30 protein-coding genes and 1 pseudogene are annotated in these 18596 nt (G+C 64.8%); 26 read left to right on the top strand and 5 right to left on the bottom strand.

All coding sequences use genetic code 11. The features are described from left to right. Positions 1-30: 30 nt before the first annotated feature. The 5 genes from GNX96_RS29405 to GNX96_RS29390 all read right to left on the bottom strand — a co-directional run bounded on the left by GNX96_RS29405 (position 31) and on the right by GNX96_RS29390 (position 4094). Positions 31-1590: a hypothetical protein gene (locus GNX96_RS29405; RefSeq protein WP_163571203.1), complete on the bottom strand. Its 1560-nt coding sequence runs from the start codon at positions 1588-1590 to the stop codon at positions 31-33. Between the two features lie 100 nt (positions 1591-1690). After that, positions 1691-2227: a flavoprotein gene (locus GNX96_RS29400; protein ID WP_163571201.1), complete on the bottom strand. Its 537-nt coding sequence runs from the start codon at positions 2225-2227 to the stop codon at positions 1691-1693. Further along, positions 2224-2553 (bottom strand): hypothetical protein, encoded by a 330-nt coding sequence (locus tag GNX96_RS56050; RefSeq protein WP_279581787.1) that lies wholly within the window; start codon positions 2551-2553, stop codon positions 2224-2226. Before GNX96_RS56050 ends, GNX96_RS29400 begins: the two co-directional genes overlap by 4 nt. Before the next feature lie 37 nt (positions 2554-2590). Further along, entirely contained in the window at positions 2591-3454 is an 864-nt protein-coding gene (locus tag GNX96_RS29395) for a helix-turn-helix domain-containing protein (RefSeq protein WP_279581786.1), read from the bottom strand. Positions 3455-3719: 265 nt separating this feature from the next. Beyond that, on the bottom strand, positions 3720-4094 hold the full coding sequence (locus GNX96_RS29390; RefSeq protein ID WP_163571199.1) for a GntR family transcriptional regulator: 375 nt from the start codon (positions 4092-4094) through the stop codon (positions 3720-3722). Between the two features lie 129 nt (positions 4095-4223). Here GNX96_RS29390 and GNX96_RS29385 point away from each other — a divergent pair, with 129 nt between their 5' ends. From GNX96_RS29385 to GNX96_RS29270, 26 genes and pseudogenes are all read left to right on the top strand, one after another. After that, positions 4224-4478: a helix-turn-helix domain-containing protein gene (locus GNX96_RS29385; protein WP_163571197.1), complete on the top strand. Its 255-nt coding sequence runs from the start codon at positions 4224-4226 to the stop codon at positions 4476-4478. Positions 4479-4492: 14 nt separating this feature from the next. Next, a complete protein-coding gene (locus GNX96_RS56045) occupies positions 4493-4621 on the top strand; it encodes a hypothetical protein (protein ID WP_279581785.1) in 129 nt (42 codons plus the stop codon). 91 nt (positions 4622-4712) lie between these two features. Continuing rightward, complete coding sequence (locus tag GNX96_RS29380; protein WP_163571195.1) at positions 4713-5459, top strand: DUF2637 domain-containing protein; 747 nt, start codon at positions 4713-4715, stop codon at positions 5457-5459. After that, complete coding sequence (locus GNX96_RS29375; protein WP_163571193.1) at positions 5456-5953, top strand: hypothetical protein; 498 nt, start codon at positions 5456-5458, stop codon at positions 5951-5953. The genes GNX96_RS29380 and GNX96_RS29375 overlap by 4 nt, the downstream gene beginning before the upstream one ends. Beyond that, positions 5950-6246 (top strand): hypothetical protein, encoded by a 297-nt coding sequence (locus GNX96_RS29370; protein WP_163571191.1) that lies wholly within the window; start codon positions 5950-5952, stop codon positions 6244-6246. Before GNX96_RS29375 ends, GNX96_RS29370 begins: the two co-directional genes overlap by 4 nt. 26 nt (positions 6247-6272) lie before the next feature. After that, positions 6273-6809, top strand: a complete 537-nt coding sequence (locus GNX96_RS56040; protein WP_279581784.1) for an RRQRL motif-containing zinc-binding protein — start codon at positions 6273-6275, stop codon at positions 6807-6809. Then, positions 6793-7380 (top strand): WhiB family transcriptional regulator, encoded by a 588-nt coding sequence (locus GNX96_RS65095; protein WP_390624170.1) that lies wholly within the window; start codon positions 6793-6795, stop codon positions 7378-7380. The genes GNX96_RS56040 and GNX96_RS65095 overlap by 17 nt, the downstream gene beginning before the upstream one ends. Beyond that, positions 7380-7808: a hypothetical protein gene (locus tag GNX96_RS29355; RefSeq protein WP_163571188.1), complete on the top strand. Its 429-nt coding sequence runs from the start codon at positions 7380-7382 to the stop codon at positions 7806-7808. The genes GNX96_RS65095 and GNX96_RS29355 overlap by 1 nt, the downstream gene beginning before the upstream one ends. A 43-nt stretch (positions 7809-7851) precedes the next feature. Next, positions 7852-8244, top strand: a complete 393-nt coding sequence (locus GNX96_RS29350; protein WP_279581783.1) for a hypothetical protein — start codon at positions 7852-7854, stop codon at positions 8242-8244. A gap of 10 nt (positions 8245-8254) precedes the next feature. Continuing rightward, on the top strand, positions 8255-8683 hold the full coding sequence (locus tag GNX96_RS29345; protein ID WP_163571185.1) for a hypothetical protein: 429 nt from the start codon (positions 8255-8257) through the stop codon (positions 8681-8683). Between the two features lie 50 nt (positions 8684-8733). Then, positions 8734-9030, top strand: coding sequence for a hypothetical protein (locus tag GNX96_RS29340; RefSeq protein ID WP_163571183.1), 297 nt, complete (start codon positions 8734-8736; stop codon positions 9028-9030). A 95-nt stretch (positions 9031-9125) separates the two neighbouring features. Then, positions 9126-9743, top strand: coding sequence for a hypothetical protein (locus tag GNX96_RS56030; RefSeq protein WP_279581782.1), 618 nt, complete (start codon positions 9126-9128; stop codon positions 9741-9743). Further along, a complete protein-coding gene (locus tag GNX96_RS29335) occupies positions 9662-10741 on the top strand; it encodes a P-loop NTPase family protein (RefSeq protein WP_279581781.1) in 1080 nt (359 codons plus the stop codon). The genes GNX96_RS56030 and GNX96_RS29335 overlap by 82 nt, the downstream gene beginning before the upstream one ends. Further along, complete coding sequence (locus GNX96_RS29330) at positions 10719-11195, top strand: hypothetical protein (RefSeq protein WP_163571179.1); 477 nt, start codon at positions 10719-10721, stop codon at positions 11193-11195. Before GNX96_RS29335 ends, GNX96_RS29330 begins: the two co-directional genes overlap by 23 nt. A gap of 146 nt (positions 11196-11341) precedes the next feature. Beyond that, complete coding sequence (locus GNX96_RS29325; RefSeq protein WP_279581780.1) at positions 11342-11737, top strand: hypothetical protein; 396 nt, start codon at positions 11342-11344, stop codon at positions 11735-11737. A gap of 50 nt (positions 11738-11787) precedes the next feature. Beyond that, positions 11788-12132, top strand: coding sequence for a hypothetical protein (locus GNX96_RS29320; RefSeq protein WP_163571174.1), 345 nt, complete (start codon positions 11788-11790; stop codon positions 12130-12132). A 57-nt stretch (positions 12133-12189) separates the two neighbouring features. Beyond that, positions 12190-12687 carry a Pycsar system effector family protein gene (locus tag GNX96_RS29315; protein WP_163571172.1) on the top strand — a complete coding sequence of 166 codons (498 nt, stop codon included), beginning with the start codon at positions 12190-12192 and terminating at the stop codon, positions 12685-12687. A 29-nt stretch (positions 12688-12716) separates the two neighbouring features. Beyond that, positions 12717-13164, top strand: a pseudogene (gene ssb / locus GNX96_RS29310) (single-stranded DNA-binding protein). Positions 13165-13209: 45 nt separating this feature from the next. After that, entirely contained in the window at positions 13210-13977 is a 768-nt protein-coding gene (locus GNX96_RS29305) for a GGDEF domain-containing protein (RefSeq protein ID WP_163571170.1), read from the top strand. A gap of 57 nt (positions 13978-14034) precedes the next feature. Continuing rightward, positions 14035-14400 carry a hypothetical protein gene (locus GNX96_RS29300; protein ID WP_163571169.1) on the top strand — a complete coding sequence of 122 codons (366 nt, stop codon included), beginning with the start codon at positions 14035-14037 and terminating at the stop codon, positions 14398-14400. A gap of 84 nt (positions 14401-14484) precedes the next feature. Continuing rightward, positions 14485-15042, top strand: coding sequence for a hypothetical protein (locus GNX96_RS56025; RefSeq protein WP_279581778.1), 558 nt, complete (start codon positions 14485-14487; stop codon positions 15040-15042). 25 nt (positions 15043-15067) lie between these two features. After that, positions 15068-15838, top strand: a complete 771-nt coding sequence (locus GNX96_RS29290) for a hypothetical protein (RefSeq protein ID WP_163571167.1) — start codon at positions 15068-15070, stop codon at positions 15836-15838. A gap of 64 nt (positions 15839-15902) precedes the next feature. Beyond that, a complete protein-coding gene (locus GNX96_RS29285) occupies positions 15903-16751 on the top strand; it encodes a DNA adenine methylase (protein WP_279581777.1) in 849 nt (282 codons plus the stop codon). A 30-nt stretch (positions 16752-16781) separates the two neighbouring features. Next, positions 16782-17246, top strand: a complete 465-nt coding sequence (locus GNX96_RS29280; RefSeq protein ID WP_163571165.1) for a hypothetical protein — start codon at positions 16782-16784, stop codon at positions 17244-17246. Positions 17247-17510: 264 nt separating this feature from the next. Continuing rightward, entirely contained in the window at positions 17511-17741 is a 231-nt protein-coding gene (locus GNX96_RS29275; protein WP_163571163.1) for a hypothetical protein, read from the top strand. A 91-nt stretch (positions 17742-17832) separates the two neighbouring features. Then, positions 17833-18596, top strand: a 764-nt coding sequence (locus tag GNX96_RS29270) for a DnaB-like helicase N-terminal domain-containing protein (RefSeq protein WP_163571161.1), incomplete at its 3' end; no start/stop codon positions are given.

Genomic DNA, 18596 nt, shown 5'->3' with positions numbered 1-18596 from the left:
GGCCGCGAATCGCACGTGCCAGCGCATTTTTCAACTCAACTTCAGGGAATTCATCGACGGTTTCGAAAGTTGCTGCCATGATGACGGACGACTCAAGCTACTGACAAGCCCGAGAACTTGCGAGATATTCAGTTCCGGCTCCAGTGCGACTACGTCGTCACTCGGAAATCCCCACTTCTCCACCAATGGCGCCGCCTGTAACCAGCTATTCATTCGTTGATGATCCAGTCTGGCGCCTTCTGCAACTCTGACCCGAAGGCGGGAGGAGCGAGTTCCTTGAACAACCTCGTTCTCCCGAGCCAAATAGATATCCTGCACCCAGCTGGGAAGCTCAGCGCGACGACTATCTATCTGCTGAGCAAATTCATCGCATTCCCGGAGGTGCTCCCGCTCGTCACGAACTCGCCCAGTCGCTACACGCGCCGCAACGGCATCCGCATCAATCAGTACCTGCTCAACCGCCGCCACAAGTGCTTCGACATCGACTCCACTTGTCACCTCGGCATTAATGTTCCAAGATGCAGCCGACCACTTCGTGCATCCTGGAATCGCCAACGCCGCGAGACCATCGTTAACGGCTAAACTCCAGTCTTGAAAGAATCTGAGGTTCAACGGCGGCAGATTCACAAGAGAAAACGACACCTGGAAAGAAGTTTGACCTTGCCCTACTGAGATCGGTCGCACCTCAACCTCATCCAGATACGCCGGCCCATCCGCCTCCCTGGTCCTCGAACTATGTTCATTCTCCATCCAGCGTTGGCGTCGAAGTCCGGGCGAGACCATCATTGCAGCCACCGCTTCCCATCTCACAATCCACCAGAACGCGAACACCAGCGCCTGTCGTGCATCATCCAGACCAATCATAAATGAGGGCGTCTTCTGCAAGGCGGCAAACCAGGTATATTCGGCAGGTTCCATCGCAAAGGCTTGAGCAGCTGCAGCATTCCGTGCAGCCACGATCATCTCATCTAACTCTAGCTGTCCCGCCGCTTGAAGACGAAAAGGACGCTTAGCGTGCGTGTCGCCAAAATAGTTTATCCACTTCCTATATGCGGGGGTAAACGCGCGCCAGACCTCTTCGACAGCAGAGCCCGACTCCCCTTGCTCAAGGAAGTCTTCAGCAGCGTGCAGGTGCGCCGCCATCTCAGGATCAGCAACAGCTTCCGCGAGGTGCACATTTTCGATATTTACTTGAAAGACAACTCGAACCATAGACGAAACATAGCGCTCGGTTGCAATCATCCAACCGGACATCCTGATCGGGTCGGGCCCAATCCCCTCATGCTGGGCAATATTTCTGGCACGATGCAACTTCCACACCTCGGCCCATCCGTTATTTGCAGGCATGGAGGTGGCGAGTTTTCCCTTGACTCGACTATAGATGGTTTCGATTCCATCTTTTGACTTGATTTCAATCCCTTGCAGACTCTGCGCAGCCATATGCGTGATACGCTCATTAACCGCGTCAAGGAGAATCAAGGCAGTCAATTGACCAACCCGGGCCGTCGTACGCGCGGATTGTTGCGCATGTCTCAACATCGCCCGAAGCTCCACGAGAGCCTTCGCGTCACCGGGATCAAGTAGCGTCATAGTTAGTTCATACTACCTCTGCACTCCCGTCCCAATCGAGAAGCGGCATCGGCGTCCGATTCTCGGGCCCCAACCTTTCTGGGCTCAATCTCGAAGACGCCTAGAGTCCGGGATACAAGGCGGCGTCAAGCACACCCACAACCGCCGGCCAATCGAACGTAACCAGGCCATTGCCAAGTCGGGATGTTAGACGCTCAGAGTTTAAAAAATGGACTCCGGAGGCCGTCAAGGTTCGGACATTTGCTCCGTACGCCGGATGCTTGCGGAGGGCATCCTTAGCGCACGGTGCCGAAAAGATCGGGATTCCCACCCCCAGCAACTCATTGAGAACTCCCAAGGCCAGGGTGTCGCTGACGCCCATGGCCCATTTGTTGATCATATTGAAGGTCAATGGCGCTCCGAGCACCACATTTGCCTCAGGCAGCGGATCCTGATCACCAGGACGGCGCGGATACACTCGAACGGCCGCCCTCGTTGCCTTCTCCAACCGAGGTACGTCAACCCAGCCAGCGGCTGTAGGCGTCAAAATGAGACAGACTTGCCAGCCACATTCTTGAAGGAGAGATATGGGTATCTCGATCTCCAGCACCGGCGGCGCGGCTGCCGCGATCAGGTAAATGACTTTGTCCTCGCTCAATGCAAGACTCCCGACCGCTGGGCAAGTGGGCGCAGGCCTGGCGTTGCGGACTTTCGCTCCCGTTTGAGGAGTTCTCGCAGCATCTCGCGGACGATGATGTTGTATCGCAGCGTCTGCGGCGCTACCCGCTCGGCTTCCATCAGGTTGATGACGACGGCTGAGTCGTTGCGGTGCTGGGCGTACGCCCAAGCGGTGTCGATGTGGACCTGGGCGCGACGGCTGCGAAGGCCTTCGGGAAGGCCGGACGTGTCAACGTCCTCCGCGATGCTGATCGCCAACTGCGCGTCGCCGAGTTCCGCAGCTGCGGAAACCTCGTGGATGGCCACGTTCGTCGGGCCGAATCCTGTCCAGCCGTGGTTGCCGTCATGTCCAATGTGTCTCGGCGAGCTGCCGCGCGCGGCCGAGGCGCTCGGCTGAGGCCACTCGGTCACTTCGCCGCCCGGCCATGACCGAGGTGATCAGGAACAGCGCGCCGCGAACGGACAGGCCCATCGGCGAGTCATCGGTGAAGCTTTCGGCCGTCTCGATCGCGATCCGCTCCCCCTCCGCCGCTCCCCTGTCGAACCGGTAGAACGCAGACGCGAGCTGGTACGCGGCGGCAGCTTTCAAGATGGGCGAGTCGAGACGAAGAGCCGCGGTCACAGCTCGATCGGCCGCGACCCACGCGAGCCGGCCGTCGCCGACCTTGGTCACCAGCTTCGCGGTAGCCACGTACGCCTGGTGCTGAATAACGAGCGCTCGGCGGAGTTCGTCGCCGGTTGCTTGCGCGACGGCGCTGTCGATGGTCGTGATGAGACTGGGAAGAATCCGGGCGGCTGAACCGTAGTCAGCGGCCTGGTAGCGGCGGTGAGCCTCGACCGTGAGCTGGTCAAGGTCCGCGAGATCGGCGACTACGGGACCGCTGCCGAGCAGAGCCGGATAGGCACTGAGCGCCTCGCGTACGCGCTCCATGCCGTCGAGTTCCGGATCGCCGTTGGGCGCAAACTCCATACGACGACCGGACAGCGTCTCAACGTCCGTCTTGAGGATCTTCGCGATGTCGACGAGAACCGAGAGGCGGTCGACAGAGCGGATACCGCGCTCGACCTGCGACAGCCAAGACTCGGAACGGCCGGCGAGTTCGGCCAACTCTCGCTGGCTCAGGCCGCGCCGGCGGCGGTAGATACGGATGCGCTCACCGATCGGGCCTTCCATCACCATCCCGCCACTCTCCACCGGCCTCGCCATGCCAACCCGCACTTTTGTACGGGTCCCAACTTCACGTTCGTACGTCCCACGACGTTGCGCATCGTGTGCGTCTGATGCCCTCAGAGTACGTCGCATCGGTTCGACCCACGACGTACGAAGGACTGATCGACGATGACCAACACCGATCGCGACCGGCCCCGCCGGCCGCAGCCGGCGGCCAACGGATTGACCAATCTGGAACGTGCACGGATCCTCCGTGAGCTGCGTTCACTTGCCGTCGCCAGCGACTCAATGCGCGAACGAATCAGTCAGTTGACGGCGGCGGTTGAGTCGGGTGACCGACCAGTTTCTCCAGCTCAGCCATGCGAGCATTCGTCGCGCGAACCTGGTCGGCGAGAGCCCGGATCTCAGTCATGATCGCCACGTATTCGGCACTCGGTTCAGGTTCGGCGTCCATGTCGCGTACAAAGGTGCCGCGGCCATGGGAGGCCTCGACTAAACCTTCAGCACGCAGGATGTTGATTCCCTTTTCGACCGTCGATGGCGTAACACCGAACCTCTTGCCGAGTGCGCGCCACGACGGAAGTTGCTGCCCGCCACGCAAGGTGCCGGCCTGGATGTCTTGTCGCAGCTCGTCCGCCACCTGCACGAACGCCGGACGCGGGTCATCTGCCTTCACGGTCCTCGAAGACCGTAATTGAGCTAGGGCACTCCCGTCTCGCAACCCGCTCAGCCAAACCCTTGCCAATCGATTGACCTAGTGTACTCTCGTGCACACTAGTCCAATCGTCGCCTACGGAGGAACCAGATGAAGACCGAGGTCAAACGGGAGATGGCGCCACCGGCGCCGCGTTTTTACACGGTTGCCGAAGTCGCGCGGATGCTCAGCATCTCGACGCGGATGCTCTACACCGCGATCAACAACGCGGAGTTTCCGGCCGTACGTATCCGTGGTCGGTTCGTCATTCCGGCCCGCGCCATCAACGAGATGGTGGCTGCTGCGATTCAGGCTCACGGGCTCGTTGACGCCTCCGACTGGGTCGCCCAGGACGGAGCTGCCTGATCATGCGGCCGCCGATGAAGTCACTCGATCGGGCTGAGGCGCGACGGCTCTCGCCGGAGCGGCTCGCCGAGTTGACCGAGTCCATAAACGACTACACCGCGATTCCGGTCGCGCGCGCCGGTCGTCAAACCGGCGGCAGTTGAGACCGCGCCCGAGCGGGCTCGGCGGCGCTGGTTCGATCGCCGCCCGCAGTCGGCGCCTGTTGACCGCGATCAGGTCGCCGTTGATCGCATCGTGCTGGTTGCGGCATCGGTGATCTCTGTTGCCGGCGTCGCTTTGATTGCCGGCGCGATCAGCTTCGGACACATGCATGACTGGGCCGCCGTTAACGGTGAGCCGGCGTGGCGCCAGCCGTTGTTCCCGCTCTCGGTCGATGGCCTGGTCATTGCGGGATCTGTCGTGCTGCTCGCCGATTCGCTGGCGGGGCGCCGCCGCGACTGGCTCGCTTATGTCTTGGTGACCGCCGGCGCGGCGGTGAGTGTGGCCGCCAACGTGCTGCACGGCTGGCACCACCCGATCGCCGCGACCGTCATCGCCGCATGGCCGCCGTTGTCACTGATCGGCTCGTACGAACTGCTGATGCGCCTGCTGCACCGTCTACGCCACCCGCAGATGGCGACCAAGAAGGCGTCCAAGTCTTCCGGGACCCCGGCCGCCGGCACTGGCCCGGTCGAGGTCCCGGACTCCACACCAGCTGTCGCCGCCGCCGCAGCCAAGGTCACGGCGCCGGTGAACGTGCAGCTGCGCAAGCGGCCCAAGACAACCCGCCCGAGACGGGCGAAGACGGCAGCGGTCATCGCGCGCTCAGATGCCGACTTGCTGGTCATCCTCGCCGATCCAACCCTGACCCCTCGCGACGCCGACGGCTCGGTGTCCGTGCGTGCCGCAAAGACAGCGCTGGGCATCGGCGCCGACCGCGCCCGCCGGCTACTGGCCGAAGCCGACCTGCTGCGTAACCCGAACGGAGGACCCACCTCATGACCAGAAACCGCCGGCCGCGTGCCGACCTGATTGCTTGGCCGAACACCACAGCCATTCCCACTCCGCCTGCCGGTCATCCGTACGCGGCGGCGCTGTGGCTGCTCGGTCGCCACCCGATGTTGGCGCGGCTGGTCGCTCGCGTTCCGGACCTGGTGAGCAGGGACGGTCAAGGGCGACTCGGGTTGGACCTCGACGAGCTCGCGCTGACCTTGGTGACACTGGACCAGCACCGATCGGCGTGGAAGCGATACGAGCGCGATCACCGAGCCCCGTCTGACGATGCCGCCTACGACCAGTGGCTGGCGGCCGGACCATCCAGTACCCCGCAGGTCGACGCGATCTCTGTGATGAGTAGCTCCGAGCTGACCAGGGTCCGTCTGCTGGGCACCTTCAGCACCGTTCGAGTTCCATTCCGAGTCGGTGACCTCAGCAGCTTTGACGCCGAGGGCGTCACGCTGTTCGCCGACTGGTGCACCGCGGCGGCCCAACAATGAGCGCGGACAGCCGGCCGGCCATCGAGGCACGGCATGCCTGGGCCGAGCGAGAACTGACCGCCACGTTGCGAACCCTGATGCGGGTCGCCGAGTCCGCACGGACTCAGACCGAGGTCGTTGTCGACCTCACTCGGCAGGAGGCCGAGGTACGACCCGGCGCTACTGCCGGAGAGAGGCCCGTGCTCGACGACGGCGCGTACCTCGCGGCCCTGGACAAGTTGACCCGGGTCCGTTCCGTACACGCCGCCGTCGAAGCCGAACTCGCCCATGCCAGCGTCGGCGGTGCCGCATGAACCCGCAGACCGAACCGCTGTACCGGGTGTGTACCTGGTGGGGCCGGATTCCGTTGTCGGAGTCCACCGGCCTGACGGCAACACAGGTTCGCGAGATCGAGCGAAACGCGCGCCTTCTCGGGCACGACGTGACGACCGAGCGAGTACGCAACAATTCCGCAGCTCAACAGCCAAAAACGGCGCGTCCGGGTACGTACCTGGCTGTGGAGCTGGAAAGCGCCAACATTTGGCGTGGGCTTCCAGTCTGGGACTGGAGATGCGCTCCGGTGGGGTACGCGACACGTCGCCAGCTCCGTGAGACCGGACTCGCTCCCGGCGGGCACGAACCTGCTGGTGCGATCCGCCGCGGCGGCGACCGACTTTTCGCGTGGCTGTACCGGATCGACCTCTGCGTCCCAAAGCGCAAGCCAACCGCAGCGCAGCTCGCCGCGATCAGCAAGGCAACCGCGGCTCGACGTACGTGCTGCGACTGCCGCCGAGATGCCGGATACGTACTTCCGCTGGTTTACGGCGGCAGATGCATCGACTGCTACGAAGGGAAATCCAGTGCCAAAGCTGCGTAAGCCCGCGATCACTCTCCACCGCATCACTCCGGCGGTAACCGGTGTGATCGTGCCAAGGACGCGCAAGGGAAGCGATCCGGTACGCACAGCGGTCACTATCCCGCCGTTTGTAGATGGAGCCATATGTGCGCAGGTCGATCCGGAGATCTTCTTTCCCGAAAAGGGCGGGTCTTTCCGAGACGCGAAGCGTATCTGCGCAATATGCCCTGTCCAGCGCGAATGTCTCGAATGGGCGGTGGAAAATCGGGAGCCGTTTGGGATCTGGGGCGGTAAATCAGTTAGCGAGAGAGGCAGAAAATTCGCGCGGCAAACAGCCGTTCGGCTGCGGCATAAGGGGAATCGAATGAAAAAGGGAGCACGCGACCGAGAATCTCGGCGTCAGGCGTGGTTTCGGGATCGGATTCAGTCAAGAACGGCGCCCACCGAGCAGCTCTCTGCCGCATTCGAATATCTCCAGGCGACGCTGAAAAGGCTTCCCGAGGAGGACGCGGATCGAGCCGCTCAGACGATCTGCCGAGACCTCATCGCAACGACCGAGTCCCTTGCAAGCAACAAAACGAAGGTGGCCTGATGAGTGTGGAGTTCACTAAGCGTGATGAGGCAGCCGAAGATGCGGCAGCACTATCGGCCGTCGACTCGGCGCCCAACGCGGAGCCGCGTCGTGCGGGCACGCGCGCGAGGATACCGCCCGTTTGGATCACGGAGCGTATTGCGCGATGGCGTGCACTGATCGCCGATCGAGAGCGCATGGCGGCAACTGTCCAGGTATCGCTATGGCGCGAAGCGCCAGCATCGATAGCTGACCTTGCTGGTTACGCGAAAGCTGCGCCGTGGGCTGGTGACGACTCGCCGGTTCTCGCAGCTTTGGGGCGGCTTTATGCGATCGGAATCGGGATTCCTGCGTCGGTTCTCTTGTACGCGCTGGCGTGGGTTTTGCAGCGTCCGATGCGTTTGTTGTTCGGTCTGTTTGTCATTGCCGTTGTCTGGCTGGCGAGTTAGGAAAGGTCGGGTATTCGAGATGGTTCTCAGCACGATTGGTGGGGTGATCGCCCTCGCACTGGCGGGAGTGCTGTTTTACCTCAAGATCTTCAAGAAGACTACGGCCGCATTGACGCTTGTCGGTGGCACGGCCATTACAGGTGGTATCGGCGGTCACATCTTGACCTCGGCGGTCAGCTGGACATCGACGATGGTCGGCCACGTTACCGCCACGGTAGTTGGGATCGCAGTTCCGTTCGTCCTCTCGCTGGTACTCACGGTCATCTACATCCACGACATGTGGCCCAAGAAGGGCGCAAAGACGCGAACGGCCGGTATCGGACTGGTGCTGCCCATCTTGGCACAGGGAATTCCGGGCTCCGTCGGCGCGACGTTGACCGGCGCGATCGCGATGATCGCTGGTCTTTTGTCAGGTTTCATCGGATCGATTTTCTAGGTGGTGCGTGATGATTCTGATTTGCGCGTGTCTGGCGTGGGCCTTGATGGGTGCCGGCAAGCAGTTGCTGGCCGATACCCGGTCAGGTATCCGGCAAGGGATCACGAAGGTCAAGCGGGACGCCAGTCGGAAAGCCGCTCAGATCCGCCGCTCGCACAGCTGGTTGTCGCCGGTGCGCTGGGCTCTGGCGGCTGGCACGGGCGCCCTGACCGCGTTGAAGATTACGACTCGGCTCAGCCGATCGGCTGGCAAGTCGATTCGTGCCGGTTGGGCCGATGGGTGGGAGCAAGGCCGCAAGAAGCATGCCAAGTTCGCGGCCCGCCGTCAGGAGAAAGAGCAGGCCGCGGCTGCCGAGTGGGACGCAAGCCACAGCGGCGTTCCGACGGAGGAGGAAAAAAGAGACCGGAGACGACAGCGAAAACACCGGCCGGCGTTCTGACCGGTGAGCACCAGCCAACGCATGCCAAGAACGACGAGAAGGAGTTGACCATGGCGGTATCGGGTGAGGCGAACAACATCGCTCAGACGCGTGAGGCGTTGGACGCGATAGTGAAGCAGGCGCAGGGGTTCACCGAGACGGTGGATCAGTTGGCCGCCGGTTTGGCGACTCAGGACGTGGATCCGGACACCATCGGTGAGGTGATGGAGATTTTCGAGGCCACGAACGGGTTGCGGTCGGCGGCGTACAAGGCGCTGGCTGGTTTGAACCAGCGCCACGGCGCGATGGAGGAGGCGGTCAACGCCACCCCGCACGCGGCCAAGACCGACTTCTACAAGCACTCCTAGATTCCGCACAGGGAGGCCGGCCGGACCACTGCACCCGGCGAGGCCGGCCACCCATTCTCGTTAGACGGACCTAAAACTTTGGAGGTGAGACCCCGATGATCGGCAAGCCACTGGGAAAGGCGAACCGCCGCCAGGTGCGTAAGATCGCCAAGGCCGTGAACAAGGAGGGCCGCCGTACCGCCCAGGACTTCGCCTCGATGTTCTCCGGGCAGATGTCCGGCGGGCAGGCCATGGTGCTGGTGGGCGGTAGCAAGCCCGCCCGCGGCAAGCGCGCGATGCGGACCGGTCGCCGGTTGGTGTGGCGGTACCGGCGCCAGCTCGCGCCGATCCTGGGCATCGTGCTGACCTGGCTGGCCGGTGCTGTGATTGCGGGCCGGCCGGATGCGACCAGGTCGGTGCTGGTGATCGCTCCGATCGCCGCCGGGTTGCTGTGGTGGGCGGGCGCCGGTGGTTGCACCTGGACCGGGTCGCCGAGCGCCTGTACGCCGTCGTATCCCTCCTGGCAGCCGCTGGGTGGCTCGCGGTCGCCGCCGGGTACGGCGTTGGGCGACCGATGCCCGCGGTGTTGTGGCTCGGTGGGGTGGCGGTGGCGTTTCCGTGGTGGTGGCATCACCGCATCCGGGGCGTGCAGGTGGTCGCGGACAGCTCGGTGGTCGAGATCTTCAACGAGCGGGTCGGCGCGTCGGGTTATGCCCTGCCGGGCGCGAAGTTGACCGATGTCGCGTCGATCAAGAACGGCTGGGCTGGGGTGATCAAGCTGCCGCCGGGGAAGTTGGCGACGCAGAACGCGATCAGCGCGACCGAGATGGTGATGTCCGCGTACGACGCCGAACCCGGCTCCCTGGTCATCGAGCCGACCGCGTCCGGTCGAGCGTCCGAGGCCCGGCTGATGGTGCTGTCGCAGAACCCGCTGCACGACACGCTGCCGTGGCCCGGCCCGGGCGAGTTCGACCCGGCGACCGGGATCGCGCCGATCGGGATCTACGCCGATGGTGAGCCGGCGCTGTACCGCTTCTACCAGCCCGGCAGCGGCGCGGTGCACGACCTGATCGCCGGCGCGATCGGGTCCGGCAAGTCACGCCTGGTCGACGAGCTGCTGGCGTACGAGCGGGCGTCCGGACTGATCGTGTCCTGGGTGATCGACCCGCAGCGCGGCCAGTCACTGCCGGACTGGATGGACAACGTGCCCTGGTCAGCCCGCGACCTGGAAGAAGGCATGCGGATGATCCGCGCGGTGCACCGGGTGATGCTGACCCGCAACGCGTACTTCGCCACCATGTCCTGGACCGACGACAAAGGCCGAAAGCGCCGCGGCAAAGCCCACTTCGACCCCACCCCGGACATCCCACTGCTGTCGGTCACCATCGAAGAAGCCCACCAACTGCTGCGCCTGGAGCAGGCCCGCGAGTTGGTTGAGGACATCGCGAAGATGTCCCGCAAATGCGGCGTACGGCTCCGGCTGATCGTGCAGGTCCCGCTCCTGGACCAACTCGGCGGGTCAACCACCATCCGCGACTCGTTGGCCAGCGGCAACGTGATCGTGTTCCGCACCGCCAACCCACTCTCGGGGCATGGCATTCAACGGCACCATCCCCGTCGACCCACACCGACTGCCCCGTACGTTCCCCAACGGCCAACCCACCGGCGGCATGGGCTACCTACTCGGCGCCTCCTCCCGACCGGCACCAATGCGCACCCACTACGTCGATGACCCGTTCCAATGGGCCACCCACGGCACCCCAGTCCAGCTGGACAACCTCTCGGTCATGGCCGCCGGCCCCGACTACGCCACCCGAGCCGACCGCAAAACAGCATTCGACGACTTCGCCGCCGTCGTCGATGCGTTCAACGACCTCACCGACCCCGCCGCCGTCGCCGCGGTTATGAACCGCACCGCCGGCACGACCGACGCCCTCAACACCACCGACAACGCCACCGGTGGTGGCACCGCGGCCGATGTGGTGCTCCAGGTGTTGACCGAGCGCGGCGAGGAGATGAAAAAGGGCGAGATCGCGCAAGCCGTCAACCGGGTCAGCGGACATTCCCTGCGTACGGTTGGCGACGCGCTGGCCAAGCTGATCACCGACGGCCGGGTCCGCCAAAGCGGCCACGGCCGCTACATCCTCACCGACCCGGACACCACCGAAGAGGACACCGCCGCATAGCCCTGCGGTACGAGTCTTCCCTATCTCGGAACAGAGCCAGCACCGCGCATTCTCCCCGCTATTGCACACATTCCTTGAAAGGAAGGGTGAGCGAAGCCATGCCAGAAAACAGCTCCTTGAGTCAGCGAAGCGAGTACACGGCCGGTTTGAGGGCTTTAGCCGACCTGCTCGACAAACACCCCGAAGTGCCACTCCCGTACAGCGGCCGCAGCGCGTTCGGCGGACATCTCACCTGGATCCTCGCCGGAGACACCGATCAGCGGAACGTTCTCGCCGACATCGCACGGGCACTACCCGGCCCGGTGCACAAAGTCGTTCGCGGTGTCGCGTTCGACCTGAAAGGCGCCCTTCACGGCCTCCACGTCCTGGTCATCGCCGACCGCGCCGAGGTCTGCACCCGACGCGTCGTCGGGATCCGGGAAGTGACAAAGGAAATCCCCGACCCGGCCGCTCCCACAGTGACCGTCACCGAGAGCGTCGAAGACGTGGTCTGGGACTGCCACCCATTGCTGAGCAACAAAAACTGCCCCACCCAGACATGAGTCACACACCCCCACATGTCACCGGACTGACCAGTAAGGAGACCACCACCGTGGCCACCACCAGAACCATTCACCGCAAGACCACCCGCGCTCCAGTCCAGTGCGTTGCACGGTGGCCGATCCAGAAGCCCCTGGTCGTCTGCTCCGGCGGGCCACTGGATGCCCGCTGGTATTTCGCGGACGACTTCACCATCCAACAGAGCGCCGCGGTCCGGCTCGGCGACACCGCCGACCGGCCGGCCGGCGCCGCACTGGCCTACCACCCCTGCACGCCGTACCGCGGCACCGGCCACCCGCAGTTCGACCTCGTCGGCCAGGTCCTCACCTACGACCCGACCTACCCAGCCACACCGGGCGACCACCAGCCCACCGACGCCCCACTCCGGGCCGCCTGACCACCCAACCAACCACCCACCCCGACTTTCCGCGTTCTCATCGAAAGGAACCATCTCGTGCAGTCCATCGACCACCGGGCGCAGCTAGCCGGCGACACGGCCACCATCCGTACGGAGTTGACTCGCGCGGACGGCAAAGCCGCCGCCCTGCTCGGCCTGGCCGGCACCATCCTGACCGTCCTGCTGGCCATCCTCACCTTGAAGCCACCCACGGCCGCCGCGACGCTCACCGCCGTCGCCGGGGCCATCACCGCTGCAGCCGCGGGAATGTTGGCCGCCGCGATCCGGCCCCGGCTCGGCGGCACCGGCGGAGTCCTGGGCCACGCCGGCGCCACCGTCGAGCAGTTGACGGACCCGTACGCCGGCGTCCATCCCATCGACCTACCCCGGATCGCCGAGCGGTACGCCCGGGAGGCGGACGAACACGCCGCCGCGGAGCTGATCTACCTCGCTGGCGTTGCCCGGTCGAAATACCGCCTCATCCGCGCGGGTGTCGACCTGCTCATCGCCACCGTCGCTGTCGTTGCCCTCGCTGGCATCACCACGGTCCTCTAAATCCGTTCCAGAGAAAGGAAAAGATCGGCATGTCCATCGACCCCACCATGGTGATCGTCGGAAATCTGACCGAGGATCCCGAACTGCGGTTCAGCCCCAACGGCACCGCGTGGACGGTGTTCACCGTCGCGCACAACAAACGCCGCCGTGACAAGGCCGGCAACTGGGTCGACGGCGACCCGCTGTTCATGCGCTGCAAAGCCTGGCGCGAGATCGCCGAGAACATCGCCGCGTCCCTCACCCGCGGCAGCCGCGTCGTGGTCTCCGGCCGGTTGGAGCAGTCGCACTGGGAAACCGCGACCGGTGAGAAACGCAGCTCCTACGGGCTCGCCGTCGACGACCTCGGCCCGTCCCTGAAATTCGCCACCGCCACCACCAAAAAAGTCACCCGCACCAAACCCCCACACCACCGGTGGCGGTGCGGCTGGTGATGACCCGTGGACCAGCGAACCGGTCGATAACGAACCGCCGTTCTAACCCGCCCTTCTGATCCGCCTACGAGACAACGAAAGGACAGCCATCATGAACATCCGGGGCACAACTCACACCCTGCTCCACAGCGACGTTCTCGCGACGGTCGCCGGCCTCGCCGCCGGCAGCGCCGCGGCAGCTGCGACCGGGTGGTACCTGACCCGTACAGCCCGCACCATCGCAGATCTGCACGTCGAGGTCACCGACGCGAATCAGCGGGCATTTACCGACCCGTTGACGGGACTGGGAAATCGAGCCGCGTTCGACGCAGCGGCCCGGGACACAGCGCAAACGTGCCGAGCAATGTTCGGCCGGCCGTTGGTGTGCCTGCTGATCGACATCGAAGCGTTCAAGCAGATCAACGACACCCACGGCCACGCCGCCGGCGACCGCGCCCTGATCACCACCGCGCACGTCCTGGAGGACCTGCTCAACTCGTACGGCACGGTCGCGCGTATCGGCGGCGACGAGTTCGCGGCCATTCTCGCCGCACCCACCGACCAGGACCCGAACGCGTGGGCCACCCGGCTGGCGTGGGCGGGCCGCACCGCCCTGACCCGCCTCACCCAGGCCGCCGGCGGTCCCGTCGTACGGATCACCGTCGGCATCGCCGTCGCCGACCCGCAATACGTCACTTGGCAGGCCCTGCTCGCCCGCGCCGACGATGCGATGTACCGAGCCCGAAACCGGGACCTCGCCGTCACCCACCAACCGACCGACGCCGACGAGCCGGTTGTCACCTACCGGCCGAACATCCGGCGCCGCGACCAGCGCCGTCCCGGCACGCCCTTGCAATTCCGGCAGGTGACAGCCGCCTGAGCCCGCAACTTTTCACACCCGCACACCAATTCCCACGACATTTTCAGGAGAGCACATATGAACACCCCAACCATCGGCACCGACGACAACGCCGACCCGTACACCGATGAGGTCCAGCTCGTCCGGGTCATGAAGGTCACCCGCACCCAGTACGTGCTGACCAAAATCACCAGCGCGGTCTCAGACATCACCGGCATGGTCGTCATCGGCGCCCTGGCCCTGCTCGGTCTCTACTACGCCACCGGCCCCGGCCCCATCGCCCGCGACCTGGTCCTGCGGATCGCCATCATCACCGGCGGTGTCGCCCTCGGCGTGATGATCCTGGCCCTTGGCAGCGGCGAACTCCGCCGCTGGCTGCGCTATCGCCGCTACTTCACCGACGCCGCCGAGCACGCCACCGAATCCAACTCTCACCAGCCCTAACCCCCGTCGGCGTGGGCCGTACACGGCCCACGCCCCCATTCGGCACACCTTCCCTCCACCCACAACAAAACCAGGAGTGAACACATGAGCTGCGCACCAAATATCACCGAAACTCGCGCAGTACTACACGCCATCGCGACCACCGCACTGGAATTCGCCAACGCCGCCGACACCATGGCCGCAGCGCTGTCCGCGAACGACCTGGACACCGAAACGGTGAGCAACCTCATGGACGTTTTCGAGGCCACCAACAGCATCATCCACGTAGCCCACCACACCCTGAACAACCTGAACCGACGCCACCAAACGATGGAAGAAGCCGTCAACACCACCCCCAACGCAGCCAAAACCGAGTTCTACCGACACGACAACGAGAACTCCAAAACCGCGCCACCGATCACCGCGAGCGAGCCCGACACCGCCGCGGCGACCATCGCCGCGCATCTGAGGGCGACAGACACCGAGGAGGCGGGCGCCGCGTTCCTGGACGCCCAGCACCTGAACCGGACGAGCCTGCTCGCGATCGCTGCCGAATTGGGACTCACCCGCGTGAACAGCCTGAGCCAGACAAAGCTGAGACAGCGAGTGCTTAAGCAGGCCATCGGCGCCCGCCGTAAGTTCGCCGGCCTACGCAAGTGGTAGCTAGCGCGCCGCCCACGTCATCGACGTGCTGATCACCGCCACCTTCTCACCCCCGCCAGACAGGAGCCCGTTGACCATGCCCTTCCTTGTCGACGCCACCCAGCTCCGCTACGCGATTAGCGTGATCACTCCGCATCTGAGCCCCGACCAGGACGACCTTCCCATCCTCACGCACGCGCTCGTCCAGTTCACCGGCACCGACATGTGGCTCTATGCCACCGACCGGTTCACGATGGGCGCCTACCACCTCCAACCGGCCCGCGACAGCCAACCCACCGGCGCGCCGTACCAACTCACGCTGTCCCACCTGGACCTGCGCCTGATCCGCCGACTGGCCGCCGACCCCGACGTGCACCAGCTCACCCTCGACGCCGTTCACCCCGACACCGCGCCGGACGCCGGGCGCGGCACCGAATGGATTCTGGAGGTCAACGCCGGACGCTACCGGTCGCCGATCAACTACGCCCGCCCCGCGACGTACCCGAATTTCCGGGCAATCATGGAGAAAAGCGCGGCACGTACTACCGCGGTCGGCACGCTGCTCGACGCGTACGTCTCGCCGGAATATCTGGCCAGGTTCGACAAGCTCACCGGCCCGGTCAAACTCCGCGCGGCGGGCAGTCACAGCAACGACTCCAGCCGGTCGATGCCGTTGATCGTGGGCGCTGGTCGGTTCGTCGGGGCTATCGCCGTGATCAGTCGCGAACGGGTGCCCGACCAGGTCGCGTTCACTCTTCCACCGATCAATCAGCCCGTTGCCGCACCAAACGCGGGCCTCGGTGGTGGCTCGTGCTGAGGCTCACCGACCTGTTCTGCGGGGCCGGCGGATCCAGCTCCGGCGTGGCTGAAGAGGTGGCGCGGTGAACGTCAAGCCACCGTTCGCGTATTACGGCGGGAAGACCCGGATTGCCGCAAGGATCGCTGAGCGGATGCCGGCGCATCAGCACTACGTCGAGCCGTTCGCGGGCTCGCTGGCGGTCCTGTTGGCCAAGCGGCCGGCGGCGATGGAGACGGTCAACGATCTCGACGGCGACCTGATGCTGTTCTGGCGGGTCCTGCGTGACCGCACCGCCGAGCTTGTTCGTGCCTGTGCACTCACACCGCATGGCCGCGCCGAGCACCAGGCGGCGTACGACCTCAACAGTGCTGACGAGGAAATCGAGCGGGCGCGGCGGATCTGGGTGTTGCTGTCGCAAGGGTGGACCGGTGGCTTCACGCGCACCGGCTGGCGTCTCTACCTCGATCCGGCCGGATCGGGCACCTCGATGCCGGGCTACCTCACCGGCTACGTCGAGCGAATGGCCGCGGTCGCCGAGCGGCTTCATGCCGTCAGCCTGGAGTGCCGGCCGGCTCTGGAGATCATCGAGGCGTACGGCGCTCACAAGGACGTGCTGATCTATGCGGATCCGCCGTACCTCGGATCGGCGCGCAACAGCGTGAAGTACCGGCACGAGATGACTAGTGACGCCTCGCACCGCGAGCTGGCTGCCCTTCTGACCACGGCCCGGGCCTGCGTCGTCCTGTCCGGCTACCCATCGCCGCTCTACGACCAGCTGTACGCGGGCTGGGACCGCGTCGAATTCCACGCTGTCACCGCGCAAGGCGGCGCCGGCGGCCGCCGCACCGAAGTGCTGTGGAGCAACCGTCAGATCAGCACACCGAGCCTGTTTGGTAACCAGCTCGCCAGCCTGTTCGACCAGATCGCCTAACTCATACAACCGGAAATGAGATCAACACTGATGTCGAAAACCATCATCGCTTCCGAGTTTTCCACCGCTGTATCGGAAACCGCGCTACCGGACGAAGTCGAACCCACCTCGATCTATCCCACCAACGTGGTCAAGGGCGCTTCTACCACCAAAAACGGACTGAAGTACCTCGATCTCGGAGAGGATGGCGACCACCTCATCATCCTGGGCCCACCGACCATGGCTGAGATCACGGCAGCAATGCACGACCGGGCCGTTGCATTGGGACTCAGCGACGACGACGTTCCCGACGCGCACGACTTCCGCTACACGTACGTCCGGGAACTCACACTGTGCCGTGACCACTCGACGTTCAACGCCGAGTGCACGCGTTGCCGCTTGGTCGATGACTTCGGGAGCTGGTTCGACTTGTCAGGTCCCGACGAACGGCTAGCGGATCCCACCCAGGCGGACTACTTCCCGACCGCACTTTGGTCATCTTTTCAAGCTGGATAGGAAAAGAGTCGGAACAGCCACCTCTACCCGCAAGTGATCGCCGCCCGAAAGAGGAGAAATTCGATATGTGCAACGACAACGCTCCGACCGACACCGACCAGGTGTGCGAGTTTTGCCGGTGGGACCGGCCGCGATTCCAGATGCCTGACGGGCGCCTGGCGGGTTTTGAGGTGGTCAGTGTCTGCGCCGAACCGGCGTGCAGTATCCCGATTCACCGCGGCCTGTTCCACCTGTGTGGTGACTACCCGGGCAGTAATCGGGGGTGTGGCCGGTTTTTTCTGCCCGGCGCACCTGTACGTCGGGCTGCCGTACGGATCGCAGCAGTGCGGCCATTGCAACGCCCAGCCCGTGGTCGACCTCGCCGATACCAACCAGCGCCAGCGGGTCGCGGACGCGTCCGGTGTCCCGGCGCACCTGCTCGCGCCAGCCGGCACGGTGCCGCCGCTGCCGCCGCTGCCCGAGGGCGGTCGACTACGGCCGTCAGCGGCGGCTTGAACCCGGTTTCCTTGCCGCCTCAAGGAAACGGCGGCGTACGGCCGGCGAGCGAGCATGATCATGGGCGCGAGAAAGGGTGGGGGAGAGCGACGTGGCTGAGCAGATGCCGCCGCACGACGCCGACGCTGAGGAGAAGGTCCTGGGTGCGGTGATGCTCAGTGGCGCCGTGCTGGACGAGTTGACCGAGCTGACAGGCGAGGATTTCTACCGGCCGTCGCACGCGGTGATCTGGTCCGCGCTCACGCAGTTGCACACCGCCGGCCAGCCCACCGAACCGGTCGCCCTGGTCAACCACCTGGTTTCGGCCGGCGAACTGGACCGCGCCGGCGGTATCGGGGCCATTCATGGCATCCACCGGAGTGCCGTAGTGCCGGCGCAAGCGGGCTACTACGCGAAGATCCTGACCGATCACACCCGGCGCCGGGCGATGATCGCGCTCGGCACCCGCATAACCGACGCCGCAACGTCTGGTCGGGACACAGACGACCTGCTGGCCACCGGCCGCGAACTGCTCGCCGATGCGCCGACCGGCGCGTGGCCGGAACCGTTGCCACTGCCGGAAAAGCAGGCTCTGCCGGTGTTCCCGACCGAGGCGCTGCCGGACTGGCTCGGGGAGTATGTCACCGCGGTCGCGGACTTCTTCCAGGTCCCGGTCGACCTGCCCGGCTCGCTCGCGCTATCGGTGCTGTCCACGGCGGCCGGTGGGCGGGTGCAGATCCAGATCCGACCCGACTGGATCGAGCACGTCAACGTGTTCACCATGACCGCGATGCCGCCCGGATCAAGGAAAAGCCCAGTGTTAAAGGCGTTGAAAGCGCCCACTGCTCGCCGCCCGAGGGCAGCGCTTGTGGAGCT

Origin of the sequence: Fodinicola feengrottensis (genome assembly GCF_010993775.1) — a bacterium.
GTDB lineage: Bacteria > Actinomycetota > Actinomycetes > Mycobacteriales > HKI-0501 > Fodinicola > Fodinicola feengrottensis.
Note: the sequence above shows the minus strand (reverse complement) of the source record. Positions and strands in the feature narration are given on the sequence as shown.